The organism is Endozoicomonas sp. SESOKO3 (genome assembly GCF_024606255.1).
Map to the genome: position 1 here is coordinate 1 of NZ_JAHHPR010000164.1, position 15,635 is coordinate 15,635.

The following is a 15,635-nucleotide window of genomic DNA, read 5'->3' on the forward strand; positions in this document are numbered from 1 at the left end:
GTCTGTGGCTCAACCGGGCAAACGAAAGGCACAAAGACCAATACGTGCAAGAGTAAGCTTTTAATGACTCTATCCTGTGTTTTCTATGGATAGGAGCTGTGAGGATAGACAAGAGGAAAAGGCACAGTAAACTAAAACATAGTGGTGGATTCTCATATCCATGGCAAACGTGCTGAAACTTTACTGACACAACGATGTTTTATATCTGATGACTGTCGTAAAACCCGATTTGCAATTCGGTTGCAGTTATTTTTTTCGGTTTTTCACCATTAGTGCATAACCTTGTTAATTCCTCGAAATACTTTTCATCGGGGATAGCGGGGCGCGCCATAATGTAGAACAGCGACTAACCTTCTTATTGAGTGCCGTGCACCTCAAGAACAGTGTTTCCTGATACAGAGCCGGGAAGATGGCGGCATTGAGAGTAAACACTATGATAATTCGGATCGCTTACCAGAGAAGCGGGAAGCTCTGAAGAAGTATGACGCATTCCCGGAGAAGATTCTCAGGGGTGAAGATACAAAGCTGGTGGATCTCGATGATTACCGACAGGCCACCAGCAGCACTTAAAAACAGGAAATACGTAAAACGGAGATAAAACCATGCCAGCACAACAAAAGCCGCAATACATAACTGATGACGAGGGAAACCGGGTATCAGTCGTTTTGCCTGTGGATCAATATCAGGAGCTGATAGAAGACCTTGAAGACCTGGCGACAGTGGCAGAGCGCCGGGACGAGGAAACCGTTTCCCATGATGAACTTATCAAGTCACTGAAGGCAGAAGACCAGTGATCCCTCACCACCGACCAAGCCATCGCCCGGTCCGGTGTAAATATTGTCTCGCCTACAAAAATTCCCGCAACCAAAAAATCGCACTCCTCCACTCCACGCCTGCGACGTTTTCGTGTCATTTTTGTGCAACTTTTCAGTTTGTACGATGGGGTTGGATAGGGTGCAGTTGCTAGGGGTTGGATAGAAAGGGGTTATTGCACGAAGTGTTGAAAAGTGAAGATCTATGCAAATTGATTGCACTTGTCTAAATCAGAAAGTTTGCTTTCAAGGCCGACAAACAGTGGCTTTTGTGACTTTTTATTTTGCTGGAAACTCAGAAGTTGCGGTGACACTTTTGTGACATAAACACCCTTTTTTAGGGTTGTGACACCCTTGTGACACTCAGTAATGAAAAAGCCCGAAGCGCTGTAAATACGGGCGTTTCGGGCTTTTATCTGGTGGGCCTTCCGGGACTCGAACCCAGGACCTGCCGATTATGAGTCGGATGCTCTAACCAACTGAGCTAAAGGCCCCATTTTTGACACTATTAAACCTGCTACCTTCCCTCTCGATGACGCTTAACGCGCAACGCTTCGAGGCGCGTGGGGTCTTAGTGGAGGTGAATTATAAGCATATCAGAGGGCTCTCGCCAACCCTCTGATTTTAATAAAGCTTTTTATCGTTAAAAAAGGTTCTTTCTTTTATCCGGGCCAGCTTAACGGCCGTGATCAGGGAGTGTTGTGCAGTTGCAGTTCTGGTTGATGGTTTTGCTTTCGCAGCCAGTACCTTCTGAGAAAGTAAAGGCTGAGCAGCGCGGTCAGTGCTTCAGCCAGCAGGAAGTTCAGCCAGACACTGTCATCATTGAAAATGACTGGCAGGAAGAACAGGCCAAGAAGAGGCAATATCAAAGCTCTCAGCAGCGAGATGACTGTCGAACACCTTGAGCGGGCAATGGATTGATACAGAGAGACTGTAATCAAGCTGACGCCCAGGGGGACAATGGATAACGCGTAGAGTCCCAGCACATAACCGCTCAGAGACAGTAATTCTTCAGCCGCTTCATTCACAAACAAACTTACGATGTTTTCTGCGAAAAAAACCATGAACGCAGTCATCATGCCACCTATAACAATGACCAGTCCCAGGGCTAATCTGAGAATACTCATAATGCGATCTGTGTGTTCCGCTCCATGGTTAAAACTGATTATGGGCTGGGCAGCCTGAGTCACCCCATAGGCGAGCATAATCACTACCCAGTTGCAGTTAAGGGCGATCGTGTAGGCCGAAATAAAGAGATTCCCACCAAGACTGAGTAATACCCAGTTGGAAGCCATCACCACAAAACCGTTAGCCGATTCCATAATAAACGTCGGTATTCCATTTACGATAATGGCTCTGGCCTGTGACCAGGTTGGTAAAGCAGAGTTGAGCGTGAGTTGAATGTTGGGACGCTTGAAATGCAAAAGCAGCGTAGTAACCATAGCCAATTGGGCTATGCCTGTAGCCAGCGCGGCTCCCTTCATTCCCCAGCCAAAAGGAAAGAGGAACAGCCAGTCCAGAAAAACATTACTCAGTGCACTGGCTGTCATGGCGACCATCACCAGTTTTGGATTGCCGTCGTTTCGAATAAAACTGGCAAGTACCCATCCAATGGCGTAGGGAACCGCAAATAAGGTCAGCACCCCGAGATAATCATTAACCATTGGCAAGAGTTCTTCATTGGCGCCAAACAAGCGAGAGATATCACTCAAAAACAAGAGACTGAACAGGGTCATGATCAGCATAATAATGGCGGTCAGGAACAGTGACTGTTGAAACAGAGCCAGGCCTTCCTGCTTTCTGTTTTGACCAAAACGAATAGCCATGATCGCAGAGCCACCGACCCCGATACTCATGGCAATGGCAGACATGAAGGTAAAATAGGGAATAGCGATATTGATGGCTGCCAGCCCTTTAGATCCTTCTGTCTGACCAATAAACATCAGATCTGCCAGAACGTATATGGCTTTAATGGCCATGCCCAGAATTGCGGGCACCAGGTAATGTCTGAAACAGACAGGCACAGGATCCTTGCCTAAATCAATTGAAGCAGTGTTCACGGATAGGAATCTCAACATTATTAGTGCTGAACATGGTTTCATCGTCAGGAATGAAAGAAATTGTGTTCATCGCCCATGACTGATTTATGGTTTCAGGAAGCGACTATTGCGATGTACCAACATTCTAGTCAGCAATGAGTAGTATTACCGTGCTGTTTCATGGGTTTATTGCGATTAATGAGGCGTTCAGAAAAGGCTGAAAAGATTACGGGTTGGTTCGTTGGAAAGTCATCAGGGAATTTTTGAAGACTATTTTCTGAGCCACCCTATTTACAGCGCAGGTGCTGTGTCTTTAACAGCCGCTCTGAATAGAGGATAATGAGCAATACTCAGATTGGGGCAATGAGGAATCTATGGCTCTGGAAAAGATAAAAGAACGTGTGTCTTCAGTAACTGAAGGTCTCACAGGCACCCTGAAAGGCAATATACCCGGAGGCAAAACGATTGCCGTCGTTGTTGGTGCCGTATTGATTGGCTTCACTGCTTTGGGTATTTACTGGAGCATTGAGCCAGATAGCTTTTCAGTAAGAGCCAATACTGAACAGATGGCACAGGCCAACGGGCAGGAGGTTGTAGTGGGTTACACGACTACAGCTACGCTTTATCGTCTTGCTGACACGCTGCTGAGCAAACCCGGTGGCTATATCCGGAATGACATCGGTCCTCCCGGTGTGTTCATGGACAATATGCCAGGCTGGGAGCTGGGTGTGCTGGTTCAGGTGCGTGATATGGCCCGCTCTCTTCGTAAAGATATGAGTCGTTCCCAGTCCCAGTCTCAAGAAGATCGTGATCTGGCCATTGCCGAGCCTCAGTTTAACTTTGATTCCAGGAGCTGGATTCTGCCATCCAGTGAAAAAGAATATCAGCGTGGTATCGATAAACTCGGCAATTATATGCGTCGACTGCCCGATAAGCAGGATCGTGCCCAGTTCTATGCCCGTGCTGATAACCTGACCCGTTGGCTGACTGATGTTGAAACCCGTCTGGGCAGTCTTTCCCAAAGGTTAAGTGCCAGTGTCGGCAAACCGCGCATTAATACTGATCTGGCCGGGGATGCCGAAGCTTCGCAGTCCACAGAAGCAAATACGCTGGTGGAAGTAAAAACACCCTGGACCCAAATCGATGATGTTTTCTATGAAGCTCGTGGCTCTTCCTGGGCACTGATTCATCTGATGAAAGCGATAGAGATCGACTTTGCTGATGTACTGGAAAAAAAGAACGCTACTATCAGCCTGAGGCAAATTATTCGCGAACTGGAAGCCACTCAGGATACTGTTTGGAGTCCATTCATTCTCAATGGCAGTGGGTTTGGCATATTGGCCAACCATTCACTGGTCATGGCCAATTATATTTCTCGAGCCAATGCTGCAATCATCGATCTGCGCCGACTGCTTGAGAAAGGTTAAGATCGGATATCCTGATAAAAAATGAGCAGCAAACTGGTTTATTCGACCGATATGGGTCGCATTAAGGAAGAAAAGGTTAAGGACGAAGTGGGAGATGGCAACGTCCGTGTCCGCCCTGAAAAGAAAGGTCGTGGTGGCAAAGTGGTCACTGTAATCACTGGCTTGCCGCTGGCGGGTAACGACCTTAAGGCCTACGCCAAGACGCTGAAAAAGCGCTGTGGCGGTGGTGGTGCTGTAAAAGACGGCAATATTGAGCTTCAGGGGGATCATGTGGATGTTATGGTAGATGTTCTCAAAAGCGCCGGATACGACGCCAAACGTTCAGGAGGTTAAGTAAGAGAAAAACTCTACGGTAAAAAACACTCTTTTTCTTTGTGGAAGTACCTCTTTTTAAGGCGGAATAAAAATTAATCACCTCGATTTGTTTATTTTGTATACACTGGATAGATGTTTTCTTTGAGATATAGACTCGGTTGAAGGGTTTTACGTTGTACATACGTGCTAAGTACATGCGGTACTCTGGGGAAATAAAACGCATTAGGAAGCTTGTTTAAGGACGTTTTTCATTTTGGGAAGATGAGATGTTTCCCCGCATAAAATAGCCATGAGCGAAGAAAAGTATTTTTCATGGCATAAAAAGGTACATTTGAATGGACCATGAAAACACCGTGTATGACCAACCCTCAGAGAATGCTCCCCAGTTTACTTCCAGACTGGGTTTCTATCTTGCCGCTGTGGGCTCCGCTGTAGGTATAGGCAATATCTGGGGGTTTCCTGCCCAAACCGCCGACAATGGTGGCGCTGCCTTCGTTCTTATCTATCTTTGTTTCTCTTTCCTGCTTGCGTGGCCCATGCTGGTGGCTGAGCTGGTCATTGGTCGGTATGGACGCTCGGACCCGGTCTCGACGCTTGAAAGCGTCAGCAACAGGTCTTTTTGCAAGTTTTTGGGTAAGCTCACTGGCTGGGCATCAACGATAACGGTTCTACTGATCTATACCTTTTATGCCATCATTTCCGGCTGGATCATCTGTTTTGGGCTGGCTCCCGTAGCGGTGGCCCTGGGACTCGACAGTCTGGCCGCTTCACTGACTTCATTTAATCCTTTGCCCACGATGATAGCGGCCGGTGCATTCATGGCGATGGTAGCAGCCATTGTATCCGGCGGTGTTGCCGACGGCATTGAGAAATGGTGCAGCCGTCTGATGCCGATGTTGGTGCTGCTGATTCTGTTGCTAATTGTTTTTACCATGACGCAGGAAGGGGCTCAGGATGGTCTTCGGTATTTTGTGCTGCCTGACTTTTCCAAGCTGCTGAGTAAAGACCTGCTTATCAGTGCGCTGGGTCAGTCATTTTTCTCTATGTCTCTGGGAGTTGGCATCATGGTGGTTTATGGTGCTTACCTGACCCGGGACTCTAATATTCCAGTGATGGCTGCCAGTGTTGCAGTCACTGATACGCTGGTGGCCGTGATGGCCGGGTTGCTGATTATTCCGGGTATGTACGTTGCGTTGAATCACGGAATTGATATCTACACCGCAGAGGGTGCCCTGAAAAGTGCCGACAAGCTGGTGTTTGATGTTTTACCGCAGCTTTTTCTTCAGTTTGGTCCACTGGGTATTCTGCTCTCCCTGGCCTTCTTTCTTCTGTTAACTATTACTGCTTTGACCTCAGCGGTTTCGATTCTGGAAGTGCCGGTAGCAGTTTGCCAGAGACGACATCTTGCCCGCAGAAATGCCAGCTCCTGGCTGATCTCGCTGATCACTTTCGGTGTCAGTGTCTGTGTCATGATCTGGTTTGATGTGCTCTTTGACTTTGTGGTCAACCTGACAACCCGTTATGCTATGCCTCTGTTGAGCCTGGTCGTCTGTATCTACGCGGCCTGGATATGGTCCAGGGATCAAAAACTAAGAGAACTGCAGAAAGGGTATCCGGATGTTGAGCACAGTCTCTTCTGGAAGATCTGGCCCTGGTACATTCGGTTTTTCTGCCCGTTCATGGTGATGGTCCTGATCTTTTTCACATTTTGATGATTCCCGGGATTCAGGCTGAGAGGGTGTTAAGTCCGACAGGCAGTTTTCCGGATGAAGAGCGTTCTCACAGAATGAAAATTTGGGTTGATGCCGATGCCTGCCCGGTGGTGATCAAGGAAATTCTTTTCAGAGCTGCCGACCGAACCGAAACCCCACTGACTCTGGTGGCCAACCAGCCACTCAGGGTTCCGGGGTCCCGCTTTATAAAATCCCTGCAGGTCGCCTCCGGCTTTGATGTTGCAGACAATGAGATTGTCAAAAGAGCTGAGTCAGGAGACCTGGTGATCACCAGCGATATTCCCCTGGCTGCGGAAGTGATTGAAAAAGGCGCTGGGGCATTGAGTCCTCGTGGTGAACTGTTCACCAAAGATAATATTCGGGCAAGACTGAATATGCGTGACTTTATGGATACACTCCGTGCCAGTGGCATTGAATCCGGTGGTCCTCCGGCGCTGAGCCAGAGTGATCGCCAGCAGTTTGCCAACCAGTTGGATAAGTGGCTGGTAGCACTCCGGCGTTGAGTTTTTTGAATTGGGATGACTTAACTCTTTGTGGAGTATCAGGTGATTTACGATAATTAATACGACCTCTTCATGGTGGGAGCGATTAAAGACACATCTGTTCCAATTCCCAGACCTTGAGAACCTTGGCTTAAACCTGCACGGCATGGGGATTATAGAAGGTTGGGAAGAGTGGGATTGGTAAATTTCGTGCAATAAAAAACCCCTTAGCGACTTCCCCGCTGGCGGTTCTGTCGAAAGGGGCCGTGTTAACGGGAGTAATAGCTAACCCAACGGATGAGTCAAGACAATCCCGAGTAGCCTTACAAAAAATTCATGACTGCCTACCACTCTGTCTGTCAATGCATGGATAGGATTAGAGGTATATACGTAGCTTAAGCCTCCCTTCAGAAACAAGCTAATTCGATCAACAAGAAGCGCTGGAAAAGGGCGCACTGAAAGAGACTTTCAAGTGGAACTCAACAGCTGCTCAATCACCGCCGGATCGGCCAGTGTACTCAAATCACCCAGATCATCTTTCTCGCCCTGAGCCAGTTTGCGCAAGATACGTCGCATGATTTTGCCAGAGCGGGTTTTGGGCAGAGCAGGACATGGGTGAAGTATCTCCGGTCGGGCGAACGAACCGATTTCACTGGCCACCAGATTGGAAAGTTCCAGCTTCAGATCGTCGGTGATTTCAACGCCGTCCATAGGAGTCATGAAAGCGTAGAGACTTTCGCCCTTTACCGGGTGAGGCACTCCCACTACCGCTGCTTCTGCAATCGCTTCATGCAATACCAGGGCACTTTCTATTTCTGCAGTGCCCAAACGATGGCCCGCCACATTAATCACATCATCCATTCTGCCTGTGATCTGGTAATAGCCATTCTCATCCCTGCGGGCTCCGTCTCCTGTGAAGTAATAACCCGGGTATCGACTGAAGTAAGTATCAAGGGTTCGCTGATGATTACCGTATATGGTTCTGATCTGGCCCGGCCAGGAACCGGTGATCACCAGACTCCCCTGACCGGGTCCCACAATCTCGTTACCCTCATTATCGAGAATAGCGGGACGGATGCCGAGGAAAGGCCGGGTTGCATAGCCGGGTTTTAAAGCAGTGGCTCCCGGCAATGGTGTAATCATCATGGCGCCCGTTTCTGTTTGCCACCAGGAATCGATAATGGGGCAACGTTCTTCACCCACGCTATGGTGGTACCATTGCCAGGCTTCCGGGTTGATGGGTTCGCCCACGGTACCCAGAATTTTCAGACTGGCTCGCGAAGTTTGTTTGACGTATTCATCACCTCTGGCCATCAAAGCCCGGATTGCCGTAGGTGCTATGTAGAGCGTATTCACTTGGTGACGATCTACCATATCCCAGATTCTTGAGGCATCGGGCCAAAAAGGGACACCCTCATGCATGACCATAGTGGCACCATTAGATAATGGGCCATAGACAATATAGGAGTGGCCGGTTATCCAGCCTACATCAGCACCGCACCAAAAAATGTCGCCTTCATGGTAATCAAAAACGTAATGAAATGTGACCGTGGTATGGAGCAGATAGCCCGCTGTACTGTGAAGAACACCTTTAGGTTTTCCGGTAGAGCCTGAAGTATAAAGAATGAAGAGTGGATCTTCAGATTCCATTACCTCAGGCTCACAGGTCACTGGCTGGTTTGATGTTAATTGCTGGTAGGAAATATCGCGCCCTTCCTGCCATTCAATGCTGGCTCCGGTTCTCTCGTAAACCACTACTGTATTGACATCAGGACACTCTTTCAGGGCTTCATCTGTATTCTGTTTGAGAGGGATGCGCTTCCCTCCCCGAATCCCCTCATCAGCGGTGATCAGAGCCCGACAGTCACAGTCGAGAATACGATCACGAAGGGAGTTTGGAGAGAAGCCGCCAAAGACTACGGAATGAACCGCTCCAATGCGTGCACAGGCAAGCATGGCATAAACCGCTTCGGGTACCATGGGCATGTAGATACAAACCCTGTCACCCCGGTTAACGCCTCGCACCTTCAGGCCATTGGCCAGTTTGCAGACTTCTTCATACATCTCCTGATAAGTAATTTTGCGCTGCAAGTCAGACGTGTCACCTTCCCAGATGATGGCTACCTGGTCGGCCCGGTTATCCAGATGTCTATCAATGCAGTTGACGCTGGCATTCAGCTGTCCACCCTTGAACCAGCTTACTTCACACCTTTTGAAGTCGCCTTCATAAATGGAATCCCAGGGCCGGTACCAGTCCAGATATCGTTCAGCTTTGTTACCCCAGAACGCTTCCGGATTCTCCAGAGAGTAGCGATACAGCTCCTGATATTTTTCTTCGCTCATCCATGAGTCTTTAAAAGCTTCGGGAACCGGGTAGATTGTTGCCTGGGTCATGTCATCTCACCTGCCTCATCTATAAAAGTTATGGAGCCTGTGGGGCTTATGCTCCTGAGCATGAAATTCAGCAGAGGGAGTCATAAGCCTGTCAGGCTCATTAGTATAGAAGCAAGCGTGTTTGTGAGAGATGAATTAAATTATTTACCTCTGTAAAGGCGAATCAAAGTCCCTGTTCCCTGCAGAGGTTCCTGTTGTACTTGTGTGCAAGCCGACTCCGAATGTTCCGGAGTCGGCTTGTTGAAGACGGCCTTACCAGTCAATCAGGCTAACAGGTTGATTGACAGAAAAGATTTCTCGTTGAGCCAGATCATTGATGATGGTAGCTGATCGCCAGGCGGTCAGACTCAGCTGAGGCTCGGCAATACCGTGACTGTGCAGGCCCGCATTGACGGCGTAAATGCGTCTGTTGTCCGGACCCTCCCAATCAACGGCAAAGCTGGAAGAAAGTTTAAAGCGATGGTATTCGTCAAGGTTCAACCTGGGCTGAATCGGCTCCAGGTAACGGGGCAGAACATTCTGAAAGCCTGTGCAAAGAATGACGATATCAGCAGAGAGTATTTCATCCTCTGCAGACAGGGCATTAGTGAGCTTGAGATCGTAGAAGCCACCCGAAGATTCAGACATGGCCTTCAGGGTTCGGTCGGGCAGAAGTTTCCAGTTTATTTGATCCTGGTACAGATAAGTGCGGTCGTAGAGTTCCCGGTAGATTTCCAGCAAGTAGGCAGGTGTAATCCCGTCACTGGCCAGCTTCTGATACTGGACAATGGTTTCTTTTTTCTCTTCAGGCAGGGATAAAAAGCGGCTGACATAGTCGGGTGTAAAATATTCATTGGTAAATGGACTTTCATCCAGCGGCTCAAAGCTGGCCCGGCGGGAAATCCATTGAATCTGATCAGCCTTACCCCATTTTTCACGCAGACAGTTGAGAAAGACTTCAGCACCGGTCTGGCCCCCACCAATGATGGCAACCTTTCTGTTGCGAAGCTCAGGCTGGCGGGTCATCAGTTCGCTGGCATGAAAACAGTGCTGACCGACCATCGCCCGGGCACAGTCTGGAACGTAGGGTACTTTGCCTGTCCCCAGACAGAGATTATGTGCTTTAACTTTCTCGTTTTCTGTGTGCAGGATGAAGCTATCCTTTTCAAAGCTAACTTCTCTGATCTCCGAGCCAAACTGTAATGACTCCAGATTCTCTGCGACCCAGCTCATGTACTCGACGAATTCGGTTCGACTGATCACCATCTTTTCTGTGGATAAAAAGGAATAAAACCGCTCCTTTTCCACAAGGAATGACAAGAAAGACCAGCGACTGGTGGGTTGCACGGCAGTGACCAGATCTTTCAGGCAGGAGGTCTGCATGTGAGCACCGGGCAACATGAGCCCGGGATGCCAGCCAAAAGAGGGCTTTTTGTCAAAGAAACGAACCTGTAGCTCAGGAAGGCTTTCCAGCAATGCTGCAAGGCTCAGGTTGAACGGGCCAGAGCCCAGTCCAGCCAGATCAAGGGGGATGGTGTCATCATAGTGTGTAAAGTTCATCATTCTTCCGTGAGTGTTATGGCCAGAGGGTTCTTGAGAGGGGTTCCGAGTTCTGGCAGAGGACGCTCGCTAGTGTCGCCATAGCCGAGTTTGAAACGAACCCGGTTTAGACAAACCCGGGCTATTTCCGGTGTGAACAGGTCGAACAGTTTGAAACGATTTTCCAGTTCGGGGTGTCTATTCATATACGACTGAAGTTGTTCACCCAGTAATTGGTAGAAACGGTGTTCAGAGAAGCCTTTCTCGGCAAGACAGGCAGAGATAAAGCGAAGGACGGTTACAAAATGGCCTGTCTGCAAGTCGTGGATAAGATGAGCGGCGGGCAGGCGAACAGTCACTGAACGGGCGTAATCACCCAGGCTGTCAAGTTCAGGAAAATCCTGATCGATCAGTCTCAGGTCACCCTGAAAATCCTTCAGGGCCACTCTGACCGGCTGATGATTGTCCAGAACAAGAGTAATATTCTGGCCATGGGCCACCAGACCAACGCCGTATTTGCACAGCAAATGATAAAGAGGAACCACCACCACATCAAAAAGCTTTGATAACCACTGTTCTGTCGCCAATCCGGAACGATGGATGTACTCGCAAATCAATGGATAACCATAGCCGTCTTTCTGAAAAAGGGTAGAGATCAGGACAGCTCGTTCTGTTTCTCCGGTTTTAGCGTGAACACTCTGCCGCCAGATGCAGCCAAGCATTTCGTGATAACGGTAGGGAGCATCCGTTATCTGTTCAAACTGAGGGTTTGGATAAAAAGCCCCGGCAGGTTCTTCCAGAATAATGGTCCTGCGATGAGACAGGACGGGATCCGATGCAGCTATCTCAGAGAGCCAGCGTGAAACCATGGGGCCTGCCTGAATGTATCGACCGGGAATACCCCTGTAGCAGGAGGTATTTAAAATGGAGAGTGGCAGTTTGATGTTCAATTGCTCTGGTCGCTTTTTATTGGACAGAGTTCGGAGTGACTGTTGTGGCAGCATGGGGTCTCCATAGCTTCCGAGATGAACGATATGTCCTGCTGCAATGTCAGAAGCAAATAGGTTGACCAGACGGTTACTCCATTGCCAGGGGTGCACCGGCATAAGGAAAAATTGGCTGGAATCAACATTGAGTTGACGACAACGGTCAGTCAGTTTTGCCTGATCAACGCTGTTGAGAAACGCGTTGATCAGATCATTTTCCCGAAGGTCGACGGCTAAAGAGAGCTGACAGTTTTCACGGCTTAATGCGACCCATTCAAGTTGAATGTCGGGCAGAAACTCAGTGGCGTAATCCTGATAATCCTCCTGACCCCAGCCAAGACGTCCCTTGCTGACGGTGACTTTGGGATGACCATCCAGATAACATTGCAACTCGTCATCCTCCAGCTCAATCAGTTCGGCTGCAGTTTTCTGATGATAGTTTTTTTGAACCTTTACCTCAGCCATAAGTGTGTTGGCCAGTTCTTCCAGAAAGTTTGCCAGTGTTGCAGAGTCCAATCCCAGCTCTTCCTTCGCATCTATAAAAAACTGGCTGGCTTCCAGTGCTGAGTCACAGTGATTGTTAAGATAGCTTCGGGAAATGGAGGCATTGTCCACTATTAACTGATCCCAGATGGTCCTCCAGGCATGAAAGCGGTAGCTCACGCCGCTTTTCAGTTCAAGGATAAAGAGTCCACCACCCAATTCTTCAGGCGCTACTTCTTTGGGGACGATGACTTCTTCCCAGCTCAGCTCTCCGAGTGTTTTTGCCAGTAGCCGACAGTTAGCCTTCTGCCAGAACCCGACGTGCTCATTGACAGGTATAGCCTTAACAGCCTGATTCATAGCTGGACCTCCTGAAAGAAACTATCCCTGCAACAGTTGACCAGTGACGCACGTTTATGAGGGAAATCAAACTCTTTGACGAATGACCAGCCAGCGGGACATAACAGCTTCAACACTCTTTTATTGTCGGCTCTGGGTTCACCCACCAGGCGTGTAGTCCTGGGGTCGTCCAGGAACAGGAAGTGAGTGATGGCCTTTGTCCAGCTGTTGGAGTATCTCTGGCCCAGAAATTCCGGATTGCCTACCAGAAGGTGGAAGCCACGGTCCCAGGGCTGGCAATCGTAGTAAGGGGCAATCCGGTCTTCCAGAGCCCAGTAAACTTCGAAATACCCAAAAGGTTCACCGTTGAAACAACCCACCATTGGCCAGACTCTTCGGTCTTTCAATACCGACTGAAGATAGGCTGTCAGCTCTTCCCGGCTCTGAGCCATCTCCCAAAACTCTGAGACACGAGGCTGATTCATCCACTCATGGAAAAGATCAAGGTCCTCTTCCAGATCAAGCGTTCTGAAGGAGATGGTGAGGTCATTTTGATAGTCATAACGGTTATAAACGACACATTTAGGTTGTTCCTGACGCAGAGGATGTGCGATAGCCTTTTCGTTTTCGGTCCAGATTTCAGGTATCGTCTGGTTATCTTTTTGCCAGTGCCAGAGGGTTCGGTTCTGATACAGGCCCGAGCGATAACTGATACCTTCCTGCGAATTTTCCTCATGACTGTGTATCAACTGATTGTCTTGAAGCCTTTCAGCCAATGCTGGTGCAAAGTGAAGCCGGGAGAGATCCGGATTGCGGGAAAACAGGTAGTCCAGACTGGCCGCAATGAGATGATTCGGTATCTTCTCAGGGAGGTCGGATTCGTTGACTGCATTTACTAAAGCAGTATCCTGTTCGGAAAGGGTCAATAGCAGGGATTGATGGTTGTCATGCACCGCCAGACTATTGGATGACAATAATTGCAAAGAAATTTCGCAGTCTGATGCCCCTGGCAGGGTAATTGTTGATATTTGAGTCATTGCTCTTCCATAAGAGTGAGTCTGAATAGCCTTGAACGAAGAAAAACAGGGAACGTCATCTTCAACTGTGAAAATGGCATCGCGAAATGTTTTTCACGGAAATATGATTAGTGTGTATCAGGGATCAACCTCACCGAATGCCTGCAAGGGGTTCCTCATGGAGTGATAGACATCCATAGGGTTCTTCAAAGTGTTCTCGTTAATGTTGCAGTAGGTGCAGTAAAAGTTGCCTTTTGACCAGAGTTCTCTGCTATCCAGAATGTAATCAAGGCAGCAGGTGTCCCGGCGACCTTGCTTGCGAAGGTTATCCAGGAATCGGTAGAGGGAGGACAGAAGCTCTTTCTCCGAAAGGATATTGCTGGCTCCCAGTACGCTGATGACACCAAAGGTGGAATTAATCAGCAGGTAGTAGGTGAACAGGCGGTTGCCAAGCTGTTCACTAACGTGGTGCTCTTTTTCCTCATCAGCCACAGGCAGGTGTTCTCGCAAGAGTTCTCTGGCCAGACGGCTATACCCCGTGCCCTGACAGTCCCGAAAATAGACGGTTTCCGGGTAGCCCTTCGGCATACTGATCAACAGATTTTGTTGATGAGCGCCCAGCAGCAGGCCAAAGTCTGATTGACTAACGATCAGGGGCTCCAGCACTTTGGCAAGGTATTTTGCAAACCACTTCTGTGCGACCGTTTCGGGTTTGACCTTTTCCTTCACAGCCAAATCCCGGATCAGATTAATCAGTCTGGGTTCACCCACCGGGTTGTCCTGAGTCAGGCTGGCCAGCAACTCTGTAGATTGGTTGATGGTTTCCCGGTTGAAAGGGTTTTCCCGGAGGACCATCATGGTTTCAGGCAGCACCTGACCGTCTTCTCCCTTGATGGCGGCATGTGCCGGTTCGGTGATGATTTCGAAATCCGGATACAGGTGTTTCAATTCGCTACCGACAAGCGTCTGGTATTTCACCTGATGGATTTCCTTACCCCGAATCACTTCCTTGGGAAGCAGGTGACGGATCGAATTGGTCAGTTTGACACTGAGTGAATACTTCAGCATGAAGGTGGCGTGGGTCCCATGGATAGCACGTACTGAAGAAGTGGCGCGCCACGGGCTGCCGTGCAGGCCATGGTCGATAAGTTTGCCTTCACTGAGCAACTGCCGGATATAAGCATTCTTTAACCACTGTTGAGCCTGCCAGGGGTGAGCGGGTAGCAGGGTCTGATGTTCGGGAATATCTCTGAGAAAACCGTCGGAGAACTCCCGATCTTCAAAAGCCAGTTGCCGAGTCAGTTCGTGGAATGAATATTCGTGAACACTGTCCGCTTCCAGGAGATTGGTATTAATAGAAAACCAGTGCAGCTGGAAACTATTTCCGTATTCAGGAATATAACGTTCCGAGTCCTCGGCGGTAAATTGATCCCGACTTTTGGGAGTGGGGTGAACGGAGTGACCCACCAGAAGAGCTTGCTCTGAAGATTGAAAATCCATGCAGCCGGAAAATAGTTGATCGAGTTCGTTTTTTCTCAATTCAAGAACAGACGCTACATTCTCGACGCTGTTTTTAACACGGTTAAGAAACAGTTGCCTGTGCTCGGCTTCACTGGCCCATAATGCATTTTCTTTAAGGATTAACTGAACACCTTCCATGAAGGATAAATCCGTGATGGCATTGTCTTTTTGGTTAACCAGGGCGATGGGCCTGCAGAACTGGTGTCTACCGCTGATTGATAAATATTTAATATAAATCAAAAGCCGGTTGTTGCTGTTGTTCAAGGGGATTGAAACAGCCGCTTCAGCTTCAACAGGCGGTTGCCAGTTTAGACTCATTGATTGACCGGTCAGCCATTTCCTGTGGCTATCAACAGGTTCTAATGACCAGCCTTTCCATTCCCTGAGCAAAGCATTAAAAAAGCAGCCTGCACTGAGACTTTCGGCCAGCTCATGACGATTGTAATCGCGGCTAAGCTCATGTTCGAACCTGTTATATGATGAGTCGTTTACAGCTTTAATGGTTGTAGTTTCAAGAAACGGAGTGGACACTGATTTCATTCTCCAGAATGATCTTATTATTCAACTCAT

Annotated in this window: 11 protein-coding genes and 1 tRNA gene; 5 read left to right on the plus strand and 7 right to left on the minus strand. The window is 48.7% G+C overall.

Going from position 1 to position 15,635, the window contains the following annotated elements; genetic code table 11:
• The first annotated feature begins 602 nt into the window (after window positions 1-602).
• On the plus strand, window positions 603-794 hold the full coding sequence (locus tag KDK18_RS02720) for a hypothetical protein (protein ID WP_257253021.1): 192 nt from the start codon (window positions 603-605) through the stop codon (window positions 792-794).
• A gap of 435 nt (window positions 795-1,229) precedes the next feature.
• Here KDK18_RS02720 and KDK18_RS02725 read toward each other — a convergent pair.
• Both KDK18_RS02725 and KDK18_RS02730 read right to left on the minus strand, forming a co-directional pair.
• Window positions 1,230-1,306, minus strand: a tRNA-Ile gene (locus KDK18_RS02725).
• A 195-nt stretch (window positions 1,307-1,501) separates the two neighbouring features.
• Window positions 1,502-2,890, minus strand: a complete 1,389-nt coding sequence (locus KDK18_RS02730) for an MATE family efflux transporter (RefSeq protein WP_257253022.1) — start codon at window positions 2,888-2,890, stop codon at window positions 1,502-1,504.
• Between the two features lie 335 nt (window positions 2,891-3,225).
• Here KDK18_RS02730 and KDK18_RS02735 point away from each other — a divergent pair, with 335 nt between their 5' ends.
• The 4 genes from KDK18_RS02735 to KDK18_RS02750 all read left to right on the plus strand — a co-directional run bounded on the left by KDK18_RS02735 (window position 3,226) and on the right by KDK18_RS02750 (window position 6,829).
• Window positions 3,226-4,278 carry a DUF2333 family protein gene (locus tag KDK18_RS02735; protein WP_257253023.1) on the plus strand — a complete coding sequence of 351 codons (1,053 nt, stop codon included), beginning with the start codon at window positions 3,226-3,228 and terminating at the stop codon, window positions 4,276-4,278.
• Window positions 4,279-4,299: 21 nt separating this feature from the next.
• Window positions 4,300-4,611, plus strand: a complete 312-nt coding sequence (locus tag KDK18_RS02740; RefSeq protein ID WP_257253025.1) for a translation initiation factor — start codon at window positions 4,300-4,302, stop codon at window positions 4,609-4,611.
• 317 nt (window positions 4,612-4,928) lie between these two features.
• Window positions 4,929-6,305: a sodium-dependent transporter gene (locus KDK18_RS02745; protein ID WP_257253026.1), complete on the plus strand. Its 1,377-nt coding sequence runs from the start codon at window positions 4,929-4,931 to the stop codon at window positions 6,303-6,305.
• A 74-nt stretch (window positions 6,306-6,379) separates the two neighbouring features.
• Window positions 6,380-6,829 carry a YaiI/YqxD family protein gene (locus KDK18_RS02750; RefSeq protein WP_257253061.1) on the plus strand — a complete coding sequence of 150 codons (450 nt, stop codon included), beginning with the start codon at window positions 6,380-6,382 and terminating at the stop codon, window positions 6,827-6,829.
• 447 nt (window positions 6,830-7,276) lie between these two features.
• Here the strand turns inward: KDK18_RS02750 and acs are convergent, their stop codons facing one another.
• The 5 genes from acs to KDK18_RS02775 form a co-directional block, all read right to left on the minus strand.
• Window positions 7,277-9,202, minus strand: a complete 1,926-nt coding sequence (acs, locus tag KDK18_RS02755) for an acetate--CoA ligase (protein ID WP_257253027.1) — start codon at window positions 9,200-9,202, stop codon at window positions 7,277-7,279.
• 252 nt (window positions 9,203-9,454) lie between these two features.
• Complete coding sequence (locus KDK18_RS02760; protein WP_257253029.1) at window positions 9,455-10,744, minus strand: lysine N(6)-hydroxylase/L-ornithine N(5)-oxygenase family protein; 1,290 nt, start codon at window positions 10,742-10,744, stop codon at window positions 9,455-9,457.
• Entirely contained in the window at window positions 10,741-12,549 is a 1,809-nt protein-coding gene (locus KDK18_RS02765) for an IucA/IucC family siderophore biosynthesis protein (RefSeq protein ID WP_257253031.1), read from the minus strand. The genes KDK18_RS02760 and KDK18_RS02765 overlap by 4 nt, the downstream gene beginning before the upstream one ends.
• Complete coding sequence (locus tag KDK18_RS02770) at window positions 12,546-13,565, minus strand: GNAT family N-acetyltransferase (protein ID WP_257253033.1); 1,020 nt, start codon at window positions 13,563-13,565, stop codon at window positions 12,546-12,548. The genes KDK18_RS02765 and KDK18_RS02770 overlap by 4 nt, the downstream gene beginning before the upstream one ends.
• Before the next feature lie 117 nt (window positions 13,566-13,682).
• Complete coding sequence (locus KDK18_RS02775; protein ID WP_257253034.1) at window positions 13,683-15,605, minus strand: IucA/IucC family siderophore biosynthesis protein; 1,923 nt, start codon at window positions 15,603-15,605, stop codon at window positions 13,683-13,685.
• Window positions 15,606-15,635 lie beyond the last annotated feature (30 nt).